Origin of the sequence: Streptomyces sp. NPDC048295, from assembly GCF_040652135.1 — a bacterium.
Taxonomy (GTDB): Bacteria; Actinomycetota; Actinomycetes; order Streptomycetales; family Streptomycetaceae; genus Streptomyces.
In genome coordinates this window covers 13,546-30,157 of sequence record NZ_JBEZLL010000028.1, presented here as the reverse complement: position 1 = coordinate 30,157, position 16,612 = coordinate 13,546, and the positions used below count along the sequence as shown (strand labels likewise).

Here is a 16,612-nt window from a genome sequence, read left to right as displayed (position 1 = left end):
AAGGCCCGAATCGGACGAGGAGAGGAACGATGAGCGACCTCGGAGAAGGACGCAGGAGCAGGGACGAGGACGAGCGGCAGGACGAGCGGCAGGACGACCGGCGGTCCGACGGACGGCACGGGACCGGACGGCGTGAACCCGGTCGGCGTGAGACCGGCCGTGAGGACGAGATCGAGGAACGGGCTCGCCTGGCCCGTACATCGCGCGTCGCCGATCACCCACTCCGCTGAACGTCGGCCGAGCGGCGGCGTGACCAACTGGAACGACTGAAGATATCGAGAAGCGTATGTGGCCGGTCCGTGCCCCGGACCGGCCACATACGCTTCTCGCCGCTCCGCGTCATGTCGTCGCTCCTGCACCGCATCCTCCGTCTTCGTCGTCACTCCTGCATTACGGCTTCCACCAGTTCCTGGGCCAGGTCCCGGGTGTCCTGAACGGGCAGGCCGTGGTCGGTGTACCAGTCCGCGGTCGCCTCGGGGTGTGGTCCGGTGACCGCCACGCGGCCACCGCCGTACCGCGTCACGAGGGCGGCGGCGGCTCCGTTGTCGTACGTGGCGAGGATCCTCGCGTCGGCCCCCTCGTCGAGGACGAAGAGGGGGCCGTCCTGGAAGAACACGGTGCGCGGGCGGCCCCGCCATGTCACCTGGATCACCGTGTCGCGCCCGTCGTGGACCGTGGCGCCCGGGGAGGAGATGTACTGATCGGCGTCGCCGGGCAGCAGGCCGAAGCCAGGGGTGGCTCCGGCGAGGTAGCCGCCGAGGCAGAAGCCCAGATAGCGCCCGCCGTGGTGGACGAAGTCGCGTACCGCCCGGCGCTGCCACCGCAGTCTCCGGTACGCGGACGAGAGCGTGCCGCCGCCGGGCTGGGCGTACAGCGCGGCGCGGGACAGGGTCCTGGCCGCCAGCGGAAGCACCTCGTCGGGTCCGGTGAACCGGACGTCCAGATTCCATGGGGTCGAACCAAGGAGTTCCGCGACCGCCTCGGGGCAGCCGGGCTGTGAGGCCGGCCCCCGGTAGACGAGGGCCAGGCGGCGGTGGCCGGTGGCCGCGCAGGTGGGTGTCGTGGAGGCATCCCCCCGCGGTTTCCTGACGCCCTCCCTCGCTGGTTCCATGACGGCCTCCCTCAGCGCACGGACGGGGCGGGACAGCGCGCGGGACGGTCCGGGCCGCCGGACGCGTCGACGGCGGGTGCCGCGGTGGCACCTTCGGCCGGGAGCCCCTGCCAGTTCGTTCCCGCTGTCAGCCGCTCCCCCTTCATGACCAACGACAGCGCCCCGAGCCGGACGTCGGCGCCCACCACCGTGTCGTAGAGCACGACCGTGCGTGGTCCGATGCTCGCCCCGGGGCCGACGGTCACCTTCGACATCTTCATCACCCGGTCCTCGAACAGGTGGCTCTGCAAGGAGACGTGCATGCCGATCTCGGCGTCATCGCCCACCTCCACCAGGTCGAATTCGGTGAGGTACGTGGTGCCGATCCAGGTCCGCCGTCCGATCCGGGCACCGAACCGGCGCAGCAGCGGCGGCAGGAACGGTGTCCCGATCAGAAGAGATGCACCGAGCGGGACCGCGACCGCCTCGAACAGGCCGGTGACGAACTCCGTACGGCGTACGAACAGGCTCCACAGGGGCTCGACACGTGGCCGGTACCTTCCGACGACCGCCCACTTGACCAGGACGCAGTACGTGATGACGGCCAGCGCGGCACCCATCGCGAGCAGCGGGGACACCAGCAGCGTCACGAGCGCCCCGCTCCGGCGGGCGATGCCGGACAGGGCCAGCAGGTAGAGGCAGCCGCTGACGGCCAGGAGCGAGGCGGGCATGGTGATCCGGAGGAACTCGATGGCCAGGCGGCCGAGCACGGCCTTGCGGGAAGGCGAGAACGTCAGCTCCTCGGGGTACGTACCGCTGTCCTGGCGTACGGGGAGCCGCAGTGCGGGCGAGCCCAGCCAGGTACTTCCGGCAGGGACACGGTCCGTGGGCGGGACCGTGCCCACACCGATCAGGCAGCCCGGGCCGAGCCGTGTTCCGGCGGGAACGAGCGCCGCGTTGCCGACGAAGGAGCGTTCACCGACCTCGGTCGGCCCGAAGGTCACACGGTCGGCCGCGAAGGCGGCGGTACCGATGCCCGCCAGGTCTGCGACGAAGCTGCCGTCGCCGAGGGTGAGCAGGTCGGGGTCGACGTGCGACACGGTGGAGACCTCGGCGTTCCGGCCGATGCGGGCGCCGAGCAGCCGCAGCCACGGGACCGTGTAGAGCGTGGCGTAGAGCGAGTTGGTGAACAGCAGGCTGTATTCGAGCAGCTTGTCCGTGATCCACTTGCGCACGCCGAGCGCGGAACGCGCCGGGTGGGTTCCCGGGGGCGTCCTGCGCAGAACCGCTCGCTTGCCGACGGCGACGATCAGACACACCGTGGCCACGAAGAGCGGGCCGGACAGCACGGCGGCAGTCAGCCCGGCGACCGTGCCGCCGCGCAGCCAGGCCCACCAGAGCAGGGCGATGCTCGGCAGGGTCATGGCGATCACGGCGGTCTCCAGCAGAACCAGGCCGAGCAGGACGGCGGCCAGCCGGCGCGGCCGCCAGTGGTCCGTCGTGCCCCGGGTCCGCAGCATCGCCTCGACGGCCGGCGAGAGTGCTGCGACAGGGCGTGCCGGCGACCCGGCACGGCGCTCCCCGGCGGGTACCGCCTCGTCCGGGCCCGCCACGGACTGCTCGCCGAGCGCGGAGCCGGGCCCCAGGCACGCGCCGGGTTCACAGACCGCGTTGGCGCCCACGAAGGCCCCCGCGCCGATGGTGATCGGGGCGACCGTGACCCACCCGTCGGTGACCTGCCAGGGACGCAGCACGGCGCCGTACCCGATCGCGGCGTCGCGGTCGATGCGCAGCAGGGCGGGCAGGCCGATCAGGCTGGTGGCGATGGTGACGTCGGGCCCGACGCGGGCGCCCATGAGCCGCAGATAGGGGCCCATCACGGGAGACCCGCTGAGGACCCGGAGGGGGCCGATGCCGAACAGGAGCACGTCCAGCGCCCACAGCCGCAGATAGGTCGTCCCCCACAGCGGGTACCGGCCGGGCCCGATGCCCGCCGCCAGTGGTCGGGCGAGAGCGACCGGGGCGAGCCAGCGTACGACGAGGCAGCCGGCCAGCTCGGTGACGGTGAGCCACACCACTCCCCAGCCCGACACCTGGCCGTGGCGTGCCGCGTAGGAGAGCGCCACCGGCCCGGTGAGCAGCAGGAGCAGCCCGTACAGCGCTGCCGTCTGGGCGATCCCGGCGCGTGCGATCCGCCCGCGGCCGTGCCGGAGCGGGGCGGGGCGGGGCCGCGGCGCGGGGCCGGGCCGGCCGGCCGACGAGCCCAGGCGTGCCGCGAGCGCCCGTACGGTGGAGTTCTCGTACAGGTCCCGCAGAGTGGCGCCGGCTGTGCCCTCCTGGTCGCGCAGCAACGACACGGCACGGGCGGCGAGCAGGGAGTGACCGCCGAGGTCCGTGAAGAAGTCGGCCTCCGCCGACAGCTCCCCGGGGGCGATGCCGAGCGCCTGCGCCCACGCGTCGCGCACTCCCGTCTCCAGGTCCCCGCGGGCCGGAACCACCCGGCCGGCGGCGAACCGGCGGCCGGCCGGTGGGGGCAGCCGCGCGCGGTCGGCCTTGCCACTGGGCATGACCGGCAGCCGGCGAAGGAAGTCCAGGGTCGACGGCACCATGTAGGCGGGCAGCGACCGGCGCAGCCGCTCGTGCAGCCGGGCGGTGAGATCGTCGTCTCCCCCGGGGTCTTCGCCGTCCTCGGAGCGCACGACGTAGGCGGCGAGAGAGCTGTCGCCGTCGCGCGCGGTCACGAGGGCGGTGCCCGCCTGGGCGACGCCGGGGTCCTCCATCAACACGCTGTCGATCTCCTCCAGCGACACGCGGTATCCGCGGATCTTCACCTCCGCGTCCGCCCGGCCGTGGTACTCGATCTCCCCGCCGTCGGTCATCCTGCCGAGGTCGCCGGTGCGGTAGAGGCGGCCGTCGCCGGGCGCCAGGGGGTGTTCGACGAAGCGGTCGGCGGTCAGGTCCGGCCTTCCCAGGTAGCCGCGGGCGAGGCCGGGGCCGCCCAGGCAGATCTCACCCACGGTGCCCTGTGGCACGGGGTGCAGCCGCTCGTCGAGGAGGAGAGCCGTGTACGTCGGCAGGGGCCGGCCGATGGTGACCGGGCGGCCCGGGAGGAGTTCCTGCCAGGTGGCCGTCACGGTGGCTTCGGTCGGTCCGTAGGTGTTGAGCATGCGCCGTCCCGGCCTGCTCCAGCGTTCGACGAGCGCGGCGGGACAGGCCTCACCGCCCACGACGACGCTGCGGATCCGCGGGAGGTCGCGCGGGATCGTCGCCAGCAGCGTCGGTACGCAGTAGAGGACGGTCACCGCGTGTTCCTGAAGGAAATCGGCGAGCTCGGCACCGAGCCGTCCCGGGCCGGACGGTCCTGCGACGAGCGTCGCGCCGGCCGCCCAGGTCGGCCAGATCTCCTCGATGGAGAAGTCGAACGAGATCGCCATGCCCTGGTACACCCGGTCCTGCGGCCGGACGCCGTAGACCGGGGAGACGACGCGCAGGAAGTTGCAGATGCTCGACCGGGCGATCTCCACACCCTTGGGCCTGCCGCTGGAGCCGGACGTATACATGACGTACGCCAATGGGGCGTCCCCGTCCCGGTCCCCTGCGTCCCGGTCCGCGTCCCGGCCCTCCATGGGCAGGCGCGAGGGCGGCAGCCGGTCGAACTCCCCGGCGCACGTATCGACCTCGACCACCGGGCACGCCTTGCGCGGCCCGGCCCAGACGGCGCCGGAGGCGAGAGCGGACGTGGTCAGCACCACGTCGGCACCCACGTCACGCAGAATGAAATCGGCCCGGTCGGGCGGTGCCGCCGGGTCGATCGGGACGAACGCGGCATCCGCCTTGCAGACACCCAGCAGGCACACGTACGTCTCCACGGAGTGCGGCAGCAGCAGGGCCGCGAGCCTGCCCGGTCCGATTCCGATCCGGTGAAGGTGGCGGGCGACTCGATTGGCCCGGGTGTCGAGTTCGGCGTAGGTGAGCCGGTGTTCGCCGCATTCGAGCGCGATGGCCGACGGTGTGCGGTCGCAGGCGGTCTCGAAGAAATGGTTCAGCCTGTCCGCGCTGCCCGTTCGCCTCGGCTCGGTGCGGTCACCGATCGACACGTCGGGCCGCTCGACGGTGCGGGAGACCATGAACTCCCCCTCATCCGGTGCGAAAGGTGCTCGGTCACCTCAAGACTGGGCGAGGCCTGCTGAGAAGAAGCTGAGCTCGATGCCCGGCTCGGCCTTCTGTGCTGTTCCAGGGGACTTGGTGCCTCCACGCGGTCGGCAAGCCCGGGAGCCGGCGGTCAGCGGTAGGCGGCGAGAAAAGCGCGGACGCCGGCGGTGACGTAGTGGTCGAGTTCGGCCTGGGTGTGCCGGGGGCCACCGTGGAACATCGCCTTGTTCACCGGGATCCACATCAGCAGACCGGAGAAGTGGTTGGCGGCCAGCAGCGGTTCGTCGATCCGCAGCAGTCCGTCCTCGGCAAGACGCTGGAAGGTGGCCGCCAGGGTGGCCAGGACCCGCTCGAAGCCCTGCTCGTACCAGGCCGCGCCGAGCTCGGGGAAGGCGTCCGCGTTGGCGATGATCAGGCGCCGGAGCTGCAGCACCTGCGGCTGCGTGAGGGTGGTGAGGAACTCCCGGGCGAGACGGGTCAGATTCTCGTCCAGCGCGTCGGCGTCGGACGGGATGTCGGCCACCAGGTCGATCACGCCGTCCACACGGTCGGTGGTGGCCAGGACGATCTCGGCGAACAGCTTCTCCTTGTCGGAGAAGTGCTTGTAGACGGTCTGCTTGGACACCGCGGCCAGCTTCGCGATGTCGTCCATGCTCGTGCCGGAGTAGCCCTTGTCCATGAACGCCCTGGTGGCGGCCTCCATGATCGCCTGGCGCTTCCGCGCCGACCTGCCCTGCTCGTTCGCTTCCATGCCGTCCCCTTGCACCGACAGTACTGGACAGTCCAGTTCTTACATGAGTACTGTACCGTCCAGTTCCTGGCAGTACCACACCGTCTAGTTCTGCACGGTGCCTGCGACCGAGGAGGACTCCCATGACCCAGACGATCAGCGCCCCGCTCACGGCCGGGCCCCCGGCCTCCACGGGGCGGACGACGCGAGCCCTGCTGGCCGCCGGCGTCGCGGTGGGCCCGCTGTTCCTGGGCGCGGGGCTGATACAGGGCCTGACCCGCGAGGGCTTCGACTTCACCCGCAACGCCATCAGCCAGCTCAGCCTCGGTGACCTGGGCTGGATCCAGGTCACTGGCTTCCTGCTCACCGGCGTGTTGGCCGTCGTCGGCGCGATCGGGATGCGCCAGGCCCTGCGCGATGCCCCCGGCGGGGTCTGGGCCCCGCGGCTGGTCGCGGTGTTCGGCGCCTCGTTCCTTCTCGCCGGGGTGTTCACCGCCGACCCCGGCGCCGGGTTTCCGGCAGGTGCACCGGAGGGACCGGCCACCTCGATGAGTGCGCACGGCGTTGTCCACATGCTCAGCGCGGGGGTGGGCTTTCTCGCCCTGAGCGCGGCGTTCATCGTGCTCGCCCGGCTCTTCGCCGCCCGGCGCCTGCGCGGCTGGGCCATCGCCTGCCGCCTCGTACCGGTGGGAGTCCTCGCCGGCTTCGCGGGCTCCTCCGCCGGCGCCCTGGCCTTCACGGCCGGGGCGGGACTCGGCCTCCTCTGGCTCACCGCGGTGTCGGCCCGACTCCTCACCGCCGCGCCGACGGCACGGCGATGAACACGCCTCTGCGGCTTGCCGCTCGGGCGGGAAGACAGCGACAATCCAAGATCCCCAAGCATGGATGGATGGAGCACAGCATCATGGCTGAACCGGTCAAAGGCCCTGCCGCCTACTTTCCTTCGATCGAGAAGAAGTACGGCCGCCCGATCAGCGAATGGAAGGACCTCATCCGGTCCTCTCCGCTGACCAAGCACATGGAACTCGTCTCCTGGCTCAAGACCGAGCACGGCCTCGGCCACGGCCATGCCAACGCCCTCGTCGCACACACCCTCGCCGAGGACAAAGGCAAGTAGCCCACTCACCGCCGTATCGACTCGACGGGCCGGGGGCCGCGACCCCACCGGGTCGTCCCCGTCACCGCGGTCCCGGCACTCTCAGCAGTCGCACTTGGACACGCATCGATGCCGCGCCTGTTCGAAAAATGGACGCGAACCACACGCCGAATCACCCCGGAACAGGTCACGCGCACCCCGAACCCCTCCCCAGCACCCCCGAACCCCTGCCAGACTGACCCCGGCCTCACTGCACCCCGTCGGCGGGGCCACCACGGGGAGGTCTCCGATGACGTGCGGAAACTGTGGCGCAGCGGCCACCCAGGGCCCCGACGGGTCCTGGACCTGCAGCAACCAGTGCGGCTGGTCGTCCACCGCGCCCGGCCCCGTCATGACCCCGGAGATCACCACCACCAGATGCCGCGGCTGCGACGCCGAGATCCACGGCCTCAACGGCCGGTACGCATGTGGGCTCTGCGGATGGTCCAACCACTGGGACGAAGGCCATCAACCACTCCCCGCCGCAGGCAAACCACCCAGGGGCACGAACAGCCTGCAGTAGAGCGACCACTGGGTTCAGCTCATAACAGGTCCGGGCCGGTGCGCGCCTGCCAGGCCCGTCTCGCAGGCGACATGCCCGGGGGTGGTGGTTCGCGGCTGGAGGACCATACCCCTGCCCCTGTGCCGGCCGCCTCGTCCGGGCATCGGACCAGGGCCTGGCTTTCGGCATCGGACCTGGGTATGACGCGGAGCGCCGGTCGGTGGACGTGTCAGGAGGTACGGGTGTGGTGGTCCAGCAGGCGGGCGAGCAGCGGCACGAACTGGTCGCGTTCGGACGGGCTCAGCGGCGCGAGCAGTTCGTCGTCGAGCTCGTCCAGGACCTTGTCGAGGAAGTGCAGGTGACGGCGGCCCCGGGCGGAGATCGTGATGATGTTGCGGCGCCGGTCGCCGGGGTCCGGTGCCCGCTCGACGAGTTGACGCCCGGCCAGTTCGTTGAGCACGCCGACCATGTCGCTGCGGTAGATGCCTGAGCGCCTGCTCAACTCCGCCTGGCTGCCCGGCCCGTACTCCTCCAGCGAGGCGAGCACGGCGTAGTGCCACTTGCGGCTGTCGGTCCGGGCCAGCCCCTCGGTGATCAGCCGGTCCGACCGCAGGGTCAGCTGCGACAGCAGCCGGCTCGCCCGTCGACGCAGCCGGTCGGGCGTCCTGAGCGCGCTGTCGTCGGCGGGTATGTCCGCGGCCTCGGCCCTGGTCATGGCACCCATTCTACCGATTGCGTTAGTGCGACCAACGATGTACGTTCCTTCACGCCGAAAACGTTAGTGAAACTAACATAGCTTGAGCTAACTCCAAGGACGGAAGATCTTGCCCACCGAGACAGTGCAGATTCCCACCGCGGACGGCCGGGCCGACGCTTTCGCCGCCTTTCCCGACGGTGGCGGGCAGCACCCCGGGGTGCTGCTGTACGCGGACGCCTTCGGCATCCGGCCCGTACTGCGGGAGCTGGCCCGCGAACTGGCCGGGCACGGCTACTACGTGCTCGTCCCCAACTTCTTCTACCGGCACGGCCCGACACCGGTGGTCGAGCTTCCCGAGCACATCGGAGAAGAGGCCCGGCCCGCGCTCATCGGCCGGCTGATGCCCTTGATCAAGGAGCACACCGCCGAACGCACCCTGCGCGACGCCGACGCCTACCTCGACTTCCTGACCGCCCGGCCCGAGGTCGGCGCAGGACCGGTCGCGGTCACCGGATACTGCATCGGCGGCCTCCTGGCGATGCGCACCGCCGCGGCGCACCCCGGCCAGGTGGCCGCCGTTGCCGCCTTCCACGCCCCCGTGGGCGCCGACGGGCCCGGCCTCTTCTCCGCACTCACCGCCCGGGTCCACCTCGGCCACGCCGAATCCGATCTGACGCCCGAGACCCTCGGCGAGCTCAACCAGGCCCTGGACGCCGCGGGTGTCGACTACACCTCCGAGATCTACCCCGGCACCGTCCACGGCTTCACCATGTCCGACACCGACGCCTTCAGCCCCTCCGGGATGCAGCGCCACTGGGACCGCCTGCTCCCTCTCCTGGACCGCACCCTGTCCAGCGACTGACGCCCGGCCGGCCGCTCAGGCCACGGCATCGAGCGAGTCGCGGCGCCACCTCGGCGCGTCCGGTGCTGTCGCGGAAGCACGAGCAGGCCCACCTCTTGGCGGTGACATACGGAGCACTCTTCAACGTCGCCCGAGCCAGGCCGAGATCTCGTCCACCACCGCCGGCTCGACGTGCCCCGGCCGCGCGTACTCGGCCGGGGTGGAGGCGCCGCTGCCGGAAAAGAAGAGGTGGTTGGCGTCCTGATGGATCCGGATGACCACCTCGGGCCGGTGCGCGAGGGCGTCCTGCCAGCGTGTCAGGTCGTCGGCGACGGTCACCTGGTAGTCCCGGCCGCCCTGAAGGATCAGCATCGGGCAGGCCAGTCCGGCTGCCGTGGTCACGGGGTCGTAGGCGCGCAGGTCGAGCCAGTAGGCGGCGGAGAATCCCAGTGGCAGCAGCTCCGGGGGCGTGTCGGGCGCGAGTTCGCCGCCTGCCACCAGCGCGGACTGCCGGACGAACGCCGCCACCATCCGGTCCGCGCCGGGGCCGGGGTTGAGCGCCGCGAGATGGCGGGCCACCCGGACGGCTGCCTCGTGCATCGGTTGCGTGTCGGCTGCGAGCAGCACCAGGCCCGCGATCGCCGGCTCCGCGGCGGCGATCCGGGGCGCCGCCTTGCCGCCCATGCTGTGGCCGAGCAGATGGATCCGGTCGGGGTCGACTTCGGGCTGCTGTCGCAGGAGATGAACAGCGGCGAGCGCGGGCGGCAGGTACTCGTCGGCCATGGTGAAGTCCGTCGGCAGGCGATCCGAGTGCACGAAGGTCGCCTTGTCGAAACGCAGCACGGCCACCTGGCGGGAGGCGAGACCCCAGGCGAGGTCCTTGAGCGGCTTGTTCGGGCCGCTGCTCTCGTCCCGGTCGAACGCGCCGCCACCGCTGAGCAGGACCACGGCGGGCCACGGTCCGGGGCCGACAGGCAGGCTGAGCGTGCCGGGCACGGCGAGCGGCCCGGTGCCGAGCATGACGTCCCGCTCCGTGAACCGGCCCGTATCCGCATAGTGCGGTGGCTGCCACTCGGCGCCGCTGTGGGGGTCGAGCCGCAGTCCGTGCAACAAACCGTCACCGCCGACCGACGTGATCACGGTGAAGCCGCCGCTCGCGCAGGTCACCTGGATGTGTACACGTACCGGGTCGGCCTCACCGGCCTCTCCTACCGGCTCGTCGACCGCCCTGACCCCGCCGTGGCCGACCGTCTCGGCAGCCCACGCGAGCCGCAACGCCTCGGCGGAGACCGCGGCACGCAGTGGTGGTGCGAACAGTTCCACGATCTCGTCGAAACGCTCCGCCTGCAGCAGTGCTGCCAAGCCCCGTGCTGTCTCCAGTGCCCCACCCTCAACCATTCTCATGACTGCGAACGGTAGCAGTCATGAGAAAGTTTGGGCATGGACTACCTGAACCTGCTCGCACACCCCATCCGGCTGCGGATCGTCCACGCGATGGGTGGCGGAAGGCTGCTGACCACCGCTCAGCTCTGCTCGCGCATCCGCGAAGCCTCCAAGGCCACCGTCTACCGGCACATCGATCTGCTGGTGGAGGGCGGGGTCCTGGAGGTCGCCGAGGAGCGCAGAGTGCGCGGCGCGGTACAACGGCACTACCGGCTGCGACAGGACCGGGCCGTGATCGGCTCCGAGGCAGTTCGCACGCTCACCCCGGCGGACCATCGGCAGGCGTTCGCCACCGCGATGACCGCCCTGCTCGCCGAGTTCAACGCCTATCTCGATCGCGAGGGGGCCGACCCGGTGGCCGACCAGGTCGGATACCGGCAGCATTCGATCTGGCTCAGCCCTGCGGAACTGGACGAGCTGATCGGTGAGCTCCGCGCGGCCATCACACCGAGGCTGGCCAACAGGCCGAGCCCCGAGCGGGGGCAGTACCTGCTGAGTCCGATCCACTTTCCGGTGGAAGTCCCGCAGCGGGAATCCGAGCGGTCGGCGGCTGGGGCCGATCACGAGACCGAGGAGTGATCGGCCGGACAGCCTCCTGACCGGACCGCGTCCGTCACCATCCACCGTTTCGCCCAGGCTCATCCTCGGTGTGAACGCGAGCGGAGGTACCGGCGGCAGGCACGCCACGGTTGCGCGGGGCAGTCCGGGAGGATCGCAGGAAAGAGGCGTGAAGTTCGAGGAGCTCGGAGAAGCTCTCCCCCGGGGACGGGTTGGCTCGGGCCGCGGTCCGGCGGGCAGACTGTACTCATGCGACTCCCCGCCGAAGCCGTTGCCACCACCGCGCTGATCGAGGTCGTAAGGATCTCCGCACTCCCGACCGGGCGGGGAGTCCCGTACCCGGGCAGGACGGTCGCCCACTGGACCGGGAGTGAAGCCGCCGACGTTCTGGCCTTGATCGAAAGCCTGCCCGGCGGCGAACAGCACCGCTGCGGATTCTCACCGGGCTGGAGCGTCCGGGCCTACGAGGACTCCCTCGACCTGGCGCTGTTCGAGGCGGCGTTCTGCTTCACGTGCCACGAGGTCCGCATGCACGGACCCGCCGTGCCACCCGAACCGGACACGCAGTTCTTCGACGCCGACGCACCGTCGGCCCAGGCCCTCCTGACCCTCTTCCGCGCGGTGGGCCCGTAGCCGGCGGACCGGACGAGCGGGTGCGCGGAGCCTCGCGGGCCTTCTGACGAGCGACTGCCGGTACGTACGTGTCCACGCGTCCGCCCGGGCCGTACAGGACTGCCGGGCCGTACGGGACTGCCGGGCCGTCACCCGACGAGCGCCTCCCAGGTCTTCGGGCCGGCCTGGCCGTCGGCGGCGAGGCGGTTGACGCTCTGGTAGGCATGGACGGCGGCGTTGGTCACCGAGCCGAAGTCGCCGTCGACGGCGAGTCCCGCGCTGTGCTTGTTCAGCGCCACCTGAAGGCCGCGGACATGCGCTCCGGAGCTGCCCCTCCGGAGCGAGTAGACCAGGCTCGGCCAGGTTTTCGGGCCGACCTGGCCGTCCGCCACCAGACCTCGGGCGGACTGGAACCTCTTGACCGCGTTGACCGACACCGAGCCGTACGTACCGTCGGCGACCAGCGCGGTGCCGTGCCGGGTGATCAGATACTGGACGGCCTTCACGGTCGCGCCGACGGCACCGGGACCGATCGCCGGCCAGCCTCCGCCCAGGTCCACGCCCCGGGCTGCGAGGTAGGAGACCGGGTTGACCGTGGAGCCCAGCCCTCCGCTGTGGGTCTCGAAGTGGAGGTGGGGGCCGGTCACATGACCCGTGGCGCCCATGTCTGCGATGCGCTGCCCCGCGGCGACCTTGGCATTGAGCGGGACCCGGAACGCACTGAGGTGCCCGTAGTAGGTGTACCGCCCGCTGCCGTGCGAGATGACCAGGCCGTTCCCGGTACGCCCCGACAGGACACCGGTGCCGCGGCGTATCACGGTGCCGGCGGCCGCGGCGTAGACGGCCGTGCCCGTCGAGTTGGTGACGTCCTGGCCCGCGTGCGGGTAGGCGCCGCGCGGGGCCCCGTAGTGACCACCTGCGGGAAAGTGTCCCCGGGCGGGGTTGCACCACCGGCCGTCCTTGAGCGTCGCCGCCGACGCCGACGAGGTCAGGGCCGGTACACCCGTCAACGCCACCCCGAGCCCGGCGCCGACGCCGAGCAGCAGCCTTCTGCGCGAAGGGCCCGCCGCCCGGATGTCCTCCCGTCCTTCCTCCATCACACTGTCGGCCGGACCGCACTGCTCACACATGTCCTGTCCTCCTTGGGTTTCCGTTCGCTCTACGCGCGTCATTTGTCGAGAGCATGCCAGACAGGCCAGTGGTGCTCCAGGGCCTGGCGGAATACCCCAGCGGCGAACGCGTCGCCGGCCAGGCGATCCTCTGCTCGGGCGGGTCGGAGTCCGGGCTCGGCGGGCCGCCCGGGCGCTCACTCGACGTGCGCGGCCATTCGGCCCTTTCGGTCGAATGCCGGCGACCGCGCCGGAGCGCGTGCGGCACGGCGATCCCGGTTCGGCGGTGCAGCGCGGGCAGGGGTGGCGCTCGACATCACCGGCGCCGCTCGGGGAAGCCTCTTGAGGGACCGTCATGCGCCCCTCGATGCGGTCACAGACGATTCTCAGAAGTACCCCGAACCCTCCTTTGAGTGAGAACAAGTCCTGCGAACCGGATCGGCACTTCGCGACCCCCGTGCCACTCTTTTTGATCTTGCTCGGGCAAAGGGACCGTATGTGAAAGTCGCCCACCGCATCGGGATGGTCAGAAGCGCTCCAGGCGGCAACCCGACAGAGCCGACTCAATGGTTCCGTCGACCAACTCCCGTGCGACCAGGCGGCCCACCGCCGCGGCGAGCGTGACCGCCGAGTGCATCACTGCCAAGTAGAGGCCGGGGACCTCGGCGACCGGGCCGACGATCGGCTCACCGTCGGCCGGCATTGGGCGCACTCCGAGTCGGGCGCCGAGCAGCTCGACGCTCCCGGCGCCATGGAAAGTGGACCGGACGGCGGCAAGGGTCCGTTCGGGCGAGTCCGCGGCGGCGATCAGCCGGCCCGCGGAGACCTGCCGAAGATCGAAGTCCTCGGTGTTGACCACGGTGCGGACCAGGCCGGCCGGGGCGCGGAACCGGAACAGCGGGCACGGCGACGGTTCGACCGGGACGCGCACGCCGAGCTGCTCGCCCAGCGCGGCCGTGGCAACTCCGGCCGCCAGCACCACCGTCGCACCGGAGAGGGGGCCTGCTGCTGTCTCAACCCCGGCAATCCGGCCCGTTGCATCCCGGCGGACCGCGGTGACCGGCGTGTCCAGACATACCCGAGCTCCATGGGTACGAGCGCCCGCGACCAGCCGCTCGGTCACGCCCACCGAGTCAACAGCGCCGTCCCCCGGCGCCCAGACCGCCCACTCCGGAGGCTGCCGAAGGGTGGGCTCGATCGATGCCACGGTGGCCGCGTCCACGATCACCTGCCCGGGCCCGGCGTCCGGCGCACTGTCCTCCCTGTTCCAACTCAGCGAGCCGGACCAGGTCACCGGGAGTCCCGGCAACTCGGCCCCGAGTCGGTGGTACTCCGCCGTTGCGGTGGCCCGCAGCCCGGCGGCCGGACCTCTACGCACGCCAGACGCTCCGACCCAGGCGAACGAGTCCGCCGTCACGCCGGCGCCTGGCAGCCCGGCGTCGACCAACGTCACGGTGGCGCCCGCCCGGGCGGCGTGATAGGCCACCGACGCGCCGACAATGCCGGCGCCGACGACGACCAAGTCCCTACTCGCCAGTGAGCTCAACACATTCACGACCTTAGCGTCAGCAGCGTCCGCCCATGAACGAGATTCAGAGCACCTTGCAGAAAGCCCGGTCGTAGCCATATCCCCTTCCTGGCTGTGCCGGCAGTGCTGTGGGAGGCGCTCGGGCCCGAGCTGCACGAGGCCGTACCGGCCGTCCGCCGCGCGGTTGCGGAGCTGTTCGCGATGTTCACCGACGCGGACGTCATCGAGGTCGTCCGCCGGCGGTATTGACTGGCTACTCCTCGGGCTCCCAGGCGATCAGCTGCTCGAACACCTGCTGGTCGCCCTCGATCTTCAGGTCGCTCAGTGTGAGGCGGCCCCAGACGAAGAGGAGCAGCTGCTCGGCCGTGCCCGTGGCCGAAGCGGAGGCGGGCGCCGCGTCGTCCGTGAGGGGTGCGGGCCAGGCGCCGGTGCCGTCCAGCGCGAGGAGCCAGGAGCGGCCCTCGGTGGCGTGGTAGTGGATGGTGGCGGCCTCGTGTGGCCAGACAGCCGGGGTGGAGTTGCAGGTGTCGAGGAACTCGGCCACGCCGTCGATCGCGACGTCCGCCGGCATCGGCTGCACGGCGCCTGCGGCGAGCTGGGCGTCGTAGGTGTGCACCAGCAGCTCGTGCACCCGGCGCCGGGCAACGCCCCAGGCATTCGCCGGCGACACGCCGGCGCCCCACCACGCCCAGCACCCGCGCTCCGGGCCGGCATCGCGCAGCGCACTCAGCAGCAGCTCGTTCGACTCGGCGTACCAGGCCAGCAGCACCTCCAGCTCGCGCGGCACCTCCGCGACATCCTTGGCCGGCGGAGCCTCGGCCGGGCCCGCGGCGACGATCGCGGCCCACCAGCGCTGGCCCGTACCCAGGTGCTGCACCAGATCGAACAACGTCCACTCGGGGCAGGATGGCACCGGCGCGTCAAGGCTGGGCGCGGCGGCAACCGCGCTCCGGAACGCGGCCGACCGCTCGTCGATCAGTTGCAGCAGGGCGTGATACTCAAGACTTTCCGTCACATCGCTTACCTATCACCCCAGCTCAGCCGACTGCACCCTGTTTTCCAGGCCGTCAGCTGCGGGAGCCAGGGCTCGCAGAGAATCAACATGCTGATTTGATCTGCCTCGGGGCCGGCTGCCGTAGGCGTCGAGGTGGGCGGCCACGTCCGTCGGGGTGCGGAATCTGGCGGTTGAGGGCGCGATCACGTGCTCGTCCAATAGGAGCCACGCCTCTTGGACGGCGCGCGTGAGCATCCTTCCGGTGACGCCGAAAATCCGGGCGAGCAGGGCATGGGTGCTGATCTTGCGCAGACAGAGGACGGTGGCCGGGATCCGGACCGCACCGAAAAGCCTGTCCTTGGCGCCCGCACCTCGCACGCGGAGTCGCTCAGCGCCCCGGCGTTCGTTGCGAAGCCGCTCATGTTGGTGCGCCGGCTCCACCATCGACGAGACGACCAGAGCGTCCAGTTGTGGGATGGCCATGTCCGTCCGCTCCGGATCACGGAGCAGAGGAGCGTCGAGTCCGCCCGGGCACCCAAGCTACCCGGCGACGATCGCGGCGACGACTTCCAAGCCGGCCTCCTGGCCGGAGACCGGCTGGGGCCCCAGAGTGGAGCGTGTAGTTCCAGTCGCCGTGGAAGCGGTGCCGACCCATCGGTAACGCGTCGATCTCGGTGTCGGTGACCTTCACGCCGGTATCGTAGGTACCCGGGTCGAGTTCGCCGTGGACGCTCGGTCCCGTGCGGGTGGTGGTCGCCGCGATGCTGTTCACGATGACTTCGTGGCTGGTCAGTGGTCTGCCGCGTCAGTTCATGCTGAAGTGGGAGAACAACCGGTGCTCGATCTTGTTCCACTTCGATGCCCCCGGCGGCAGATGACAGACCGTGATGTCCAGACCTGTCTCGGCGGCTGGAGCGGCGAGTTCCGTTTTCCGGGCGCGGGTGCGGTAGTCGTTGGAGCCGCCCGCGTCGGCAGTGATCAACAGACGGGTGGCGCACGGGTAGTCGTGGCGACGGCAAACGCGGCGGATGCGCGGGAGGTACCCCTGCCGCTCGCCCTGTATGCGGGTTCGCAGCTGGCGGCTCATGCTCGACGACGCCGAGCGGATCACCTTCTACATGGACGCACGCGATCACACGGCGCCGCGCCCCTGAGCCTGTTCACGGGACCTCTCAGTTGTCGTCGCCCGGTCCGCACCGGCGACTGAGACCTGCGGGCACC

At 71.0% G+C, this 16,612-nt stretch carries 16 protein-coding genes and 1 pseudogene; 7 read left to right on the top strand and 10 right to left on the bottom strand.

The features are described 5' to 3' along the window. Positions 1-29: 29 nt before the first annotated feature. The gene (locus AB0D53_RS32485) at positions 30-230 is read left to right on the top strand and encodes a hypothetical protein (RefSeq protein ID WP_362452751.1); all 201 of its coding nucleotides are present in this window, start codon (positions 30-32) and stop codon (positions 228-230) included. Between the two features lie 149 nt (positions 231-379). Here the strand turns inward: AB0D53_RS32485 and AB0D53_RS32480 are convergent, their stop codons facing one another. The 3 genes from AB0D53_RS32480 to AB0D53_RS32470 all read right to left on the bottom strand — a co-directional run bounded on the left by AB0D53_RS32480 (position 380) and on the right by AB0D53_RS32470 (position 5,993). Further along, positions 380-1,111, bottom strand: a complete 732-nt coding sequence (locus AB0D53_RS32480; protein ID WP_362452749.1) for a BPL-N domain-containing protein — start codon at positions 1,109-1,111, stop codon at positions 380-382. 11 nt (positions 1,112-1,122) lie between these two features. Then, positions 1,123-5,217 (bottom strand): Pls/PosA family non-ribosomal peptide synthetase, encoded by a 4,095-nt coding sequence (locus AB0D53_RS32475; protein ID WP_362452748.1) that lies wholly within the window; start codon positions 5,215-5,217, stop codon positions 1,123-1,125. A gap of 155 nt (positions 5,218-5,372) precedes the next feature. Continuing rightward, complete coding sequence (locus AB0D53_RS32470) at positions 5,373-5,993, bottom strand: TetR/AcrR family transcriptional regulator (RefSeq protein ID WP_362452747.1); 621 nt, start codon at positions 5,991-5,993, stop codon at positions 5,373-5,375. A 122-nt stretch (positions 5,994-6,115) separates the two neighbouring features. Here AB0D53_RS32470 and AB0D53_RS32465 point away from each other — a divergent pair, with 122 nt between their 5' ends. Continuing rightward, on the top strand, positions 6,116-6,793 hold the full coding sequence (locus tag AB0D53_RS32465; protein ID WP_362452746.1) for a DUF998 domain-containing protein: 678 nt from the start codon (positions 6,116-6,118) through the stop codon (positions 6,791-6,793). An 83-nt stretch (positions 6,794-6,876) separates the two neighbouring features. After that, entirely contained in the window at positions 6,877-7,089 is a 213-nt protein-coding gene (locus tag AB0D53_RS32460) for a DUF4287 domain-containing protein (protein ID WP_329816565.1), read from the top strand. 749 nt (positions 7,090-7,838) lie between these two features. Here the strand turns inward: AB0D53_RS32460 and AB0D53_RS32455 are convergent. Continuing rightward, positions 7,839-8,324: a MarR family transcriptional regulator gene (locus tag AB0D53_RS32455; RefSeq protein ID WP_362452745.1), complete on the bottom strand. Its 486-nt coding sequence runs from the start codon at positions 8,322-8,324 to the stop codon at positions 7,839-7,841. 109 nt (positions 8,325-8,433) lie between these two features. Between AB0D53_RS32455 and AB0D53_RS32450 the strand changes: the two genes are divergently transcribed. Then, entirely contained in the window at positions 8,434-9,168 is a 735-nt protein-coding gene (locus AB0D53_RS32450; RefSeq protein WP_362452744.1) for a dienelactone hydrolase family protein, read from the top strand. A 120-nt stretch (positions 9,169-9,288) separates the two neighbouring features. Here the strand turns inward: AB0D53_RS32450 and AB0D53_RS32445 are convergent, their stop codons facing one another. Beyond that, positions 9,289-10,551, bottom strand: coding sequence for an alpha/beta fold hydrolase (locus AB0D53_RS32445; RefSeq protein WP_362452743.1), 1,263 nt, complete (start codon positions 10,549-10,551; stop codon positions 9,289-9,291). 36 nt (positions 10,552-10,587) lie between these two features. On the opposite strand from AB0D53_RS32445, the gene AB0D53_RS32440 reads away from it, so the two are divergent. Both AB0D53_RS32440 and AB0D53_RS32435 read left to right on the top strand, forming a co-directional pair. Then, positions 10,588-11,169: a helix-turn-helix domain-containing protein gene (locus AB0D53_RS32440; RefSeq protein ID WP_362452741.1), complete on the top strand. Its 582-nt coding sequence runs from the start codon at positions 10,588-10,590 to the stop codon at positions 11,167-11,169. A 228-nt stretch (positions 11,170-11,397) separates the two neighbouring features. Continuing rightward, on the top strand, positions 11,398-11,781 hold the full coding sequence (locus AB0D53_RS32435; protein WP_362452740.1) for a hypothetical protein: 384 nt from the start codon (positions 11,398-11,400) through the stop codon (positions 11,779-11,781). Positions 11,782-11,909: 128 nt separating this feature from the next. On the opposite strand, the gene AB0D53_RS32430 is transcribed toward AB0D53_RS32435, so the two are convergent. Together AB0D53_RS32430 and AB0D53_RS32425 are read right to left on the bottom strand one after the other, a co-directional pair. Then, positions 11,910-12,776 carry a peptidoglycan-binding protein gene (locus AB0D53_RS32430; protein WP_362452868.1) on the bottom strand — a complete coding sequence of 289 codons (867 nt, stop codon included), beginning with the start codon at positions 12,774-12,776 and terminating at the stop codon, positions 11,910-11,912. Positions 12,777-13,395: 619 nt separating this feature from the next. Then, on the bottom strand, positions 13,396-14,424 hold the full coding sequence (locus tag AB0D53_RS32425; RefSeq protein ID WP_362452738.1) for an FAD-binding oxidoreductase: 1,029 nt from the start codon (positions 14,422-14,424) through the stop codon (positions 13,396-13,398). A gap of 87 nt (positions 14,425-14,511) precedes the next feature. Here AB0D53_RS32425 and AB0D53_RS32420 point away from each other — a divergent pair, with 87 nt between their 5' ends. After that, positions 14,512-14,646 (top strand): hypothetical protein, encoded by a 135-nt coding sequence (locus AB0D53_RS32420; protein WP_362452737.1) that lies wholly within the window; start codon positions 14,512-14,514, stop codon positions 14,644-14,646. Positions 14,647-14,650: 4 nt separating this feature from the next. Here AB0D53_RS32420 and AB0D53_RS32415 read toward each other — a convergent pair whose 3' ends face one another. The 3 genes and pseudogenes from AB0D53_RS32415 to AB0D53_RS32405 all read right to left on the bottom strand — a co-directional run. Then, the gene (locus AB0D53_RS32415) at positions 14,651-15,412 is read right to left on the bottom strand and encodes a maleylpyruvate isomerase family mycothiol-dependent enzyme (RefSeq protein ID WP_362452736.1); all 762 of its coding nucleotides are present in this window, start codon (positions 15,410-15,412) and stop codon (positions 14,651-14,653) included. A 12-nt stretch (positions 15,413-15,424) separates the two neighbouring features. Further along, complete coding sequence (locus tag AB0D53_RS32410; RefSeq protein WP_362452735.1) at positions 15,425-15,874, bottom strand: hypothetical protein; 450 nt, start codon at positions 15,872-15,874, stop codon at positions 15,425-15,427. Positions 15,875-16,004: 130 nt separating this feature from the next. Beyond that, a pseudogene (locus AB0D53_RS32405) lies at positions 16,005-16,400 on the bottom strand (ISAzo13 family transposase); the annotation flags it as partial. Positions 16,401-16,612: the final 212 nt, after the last annotated feature.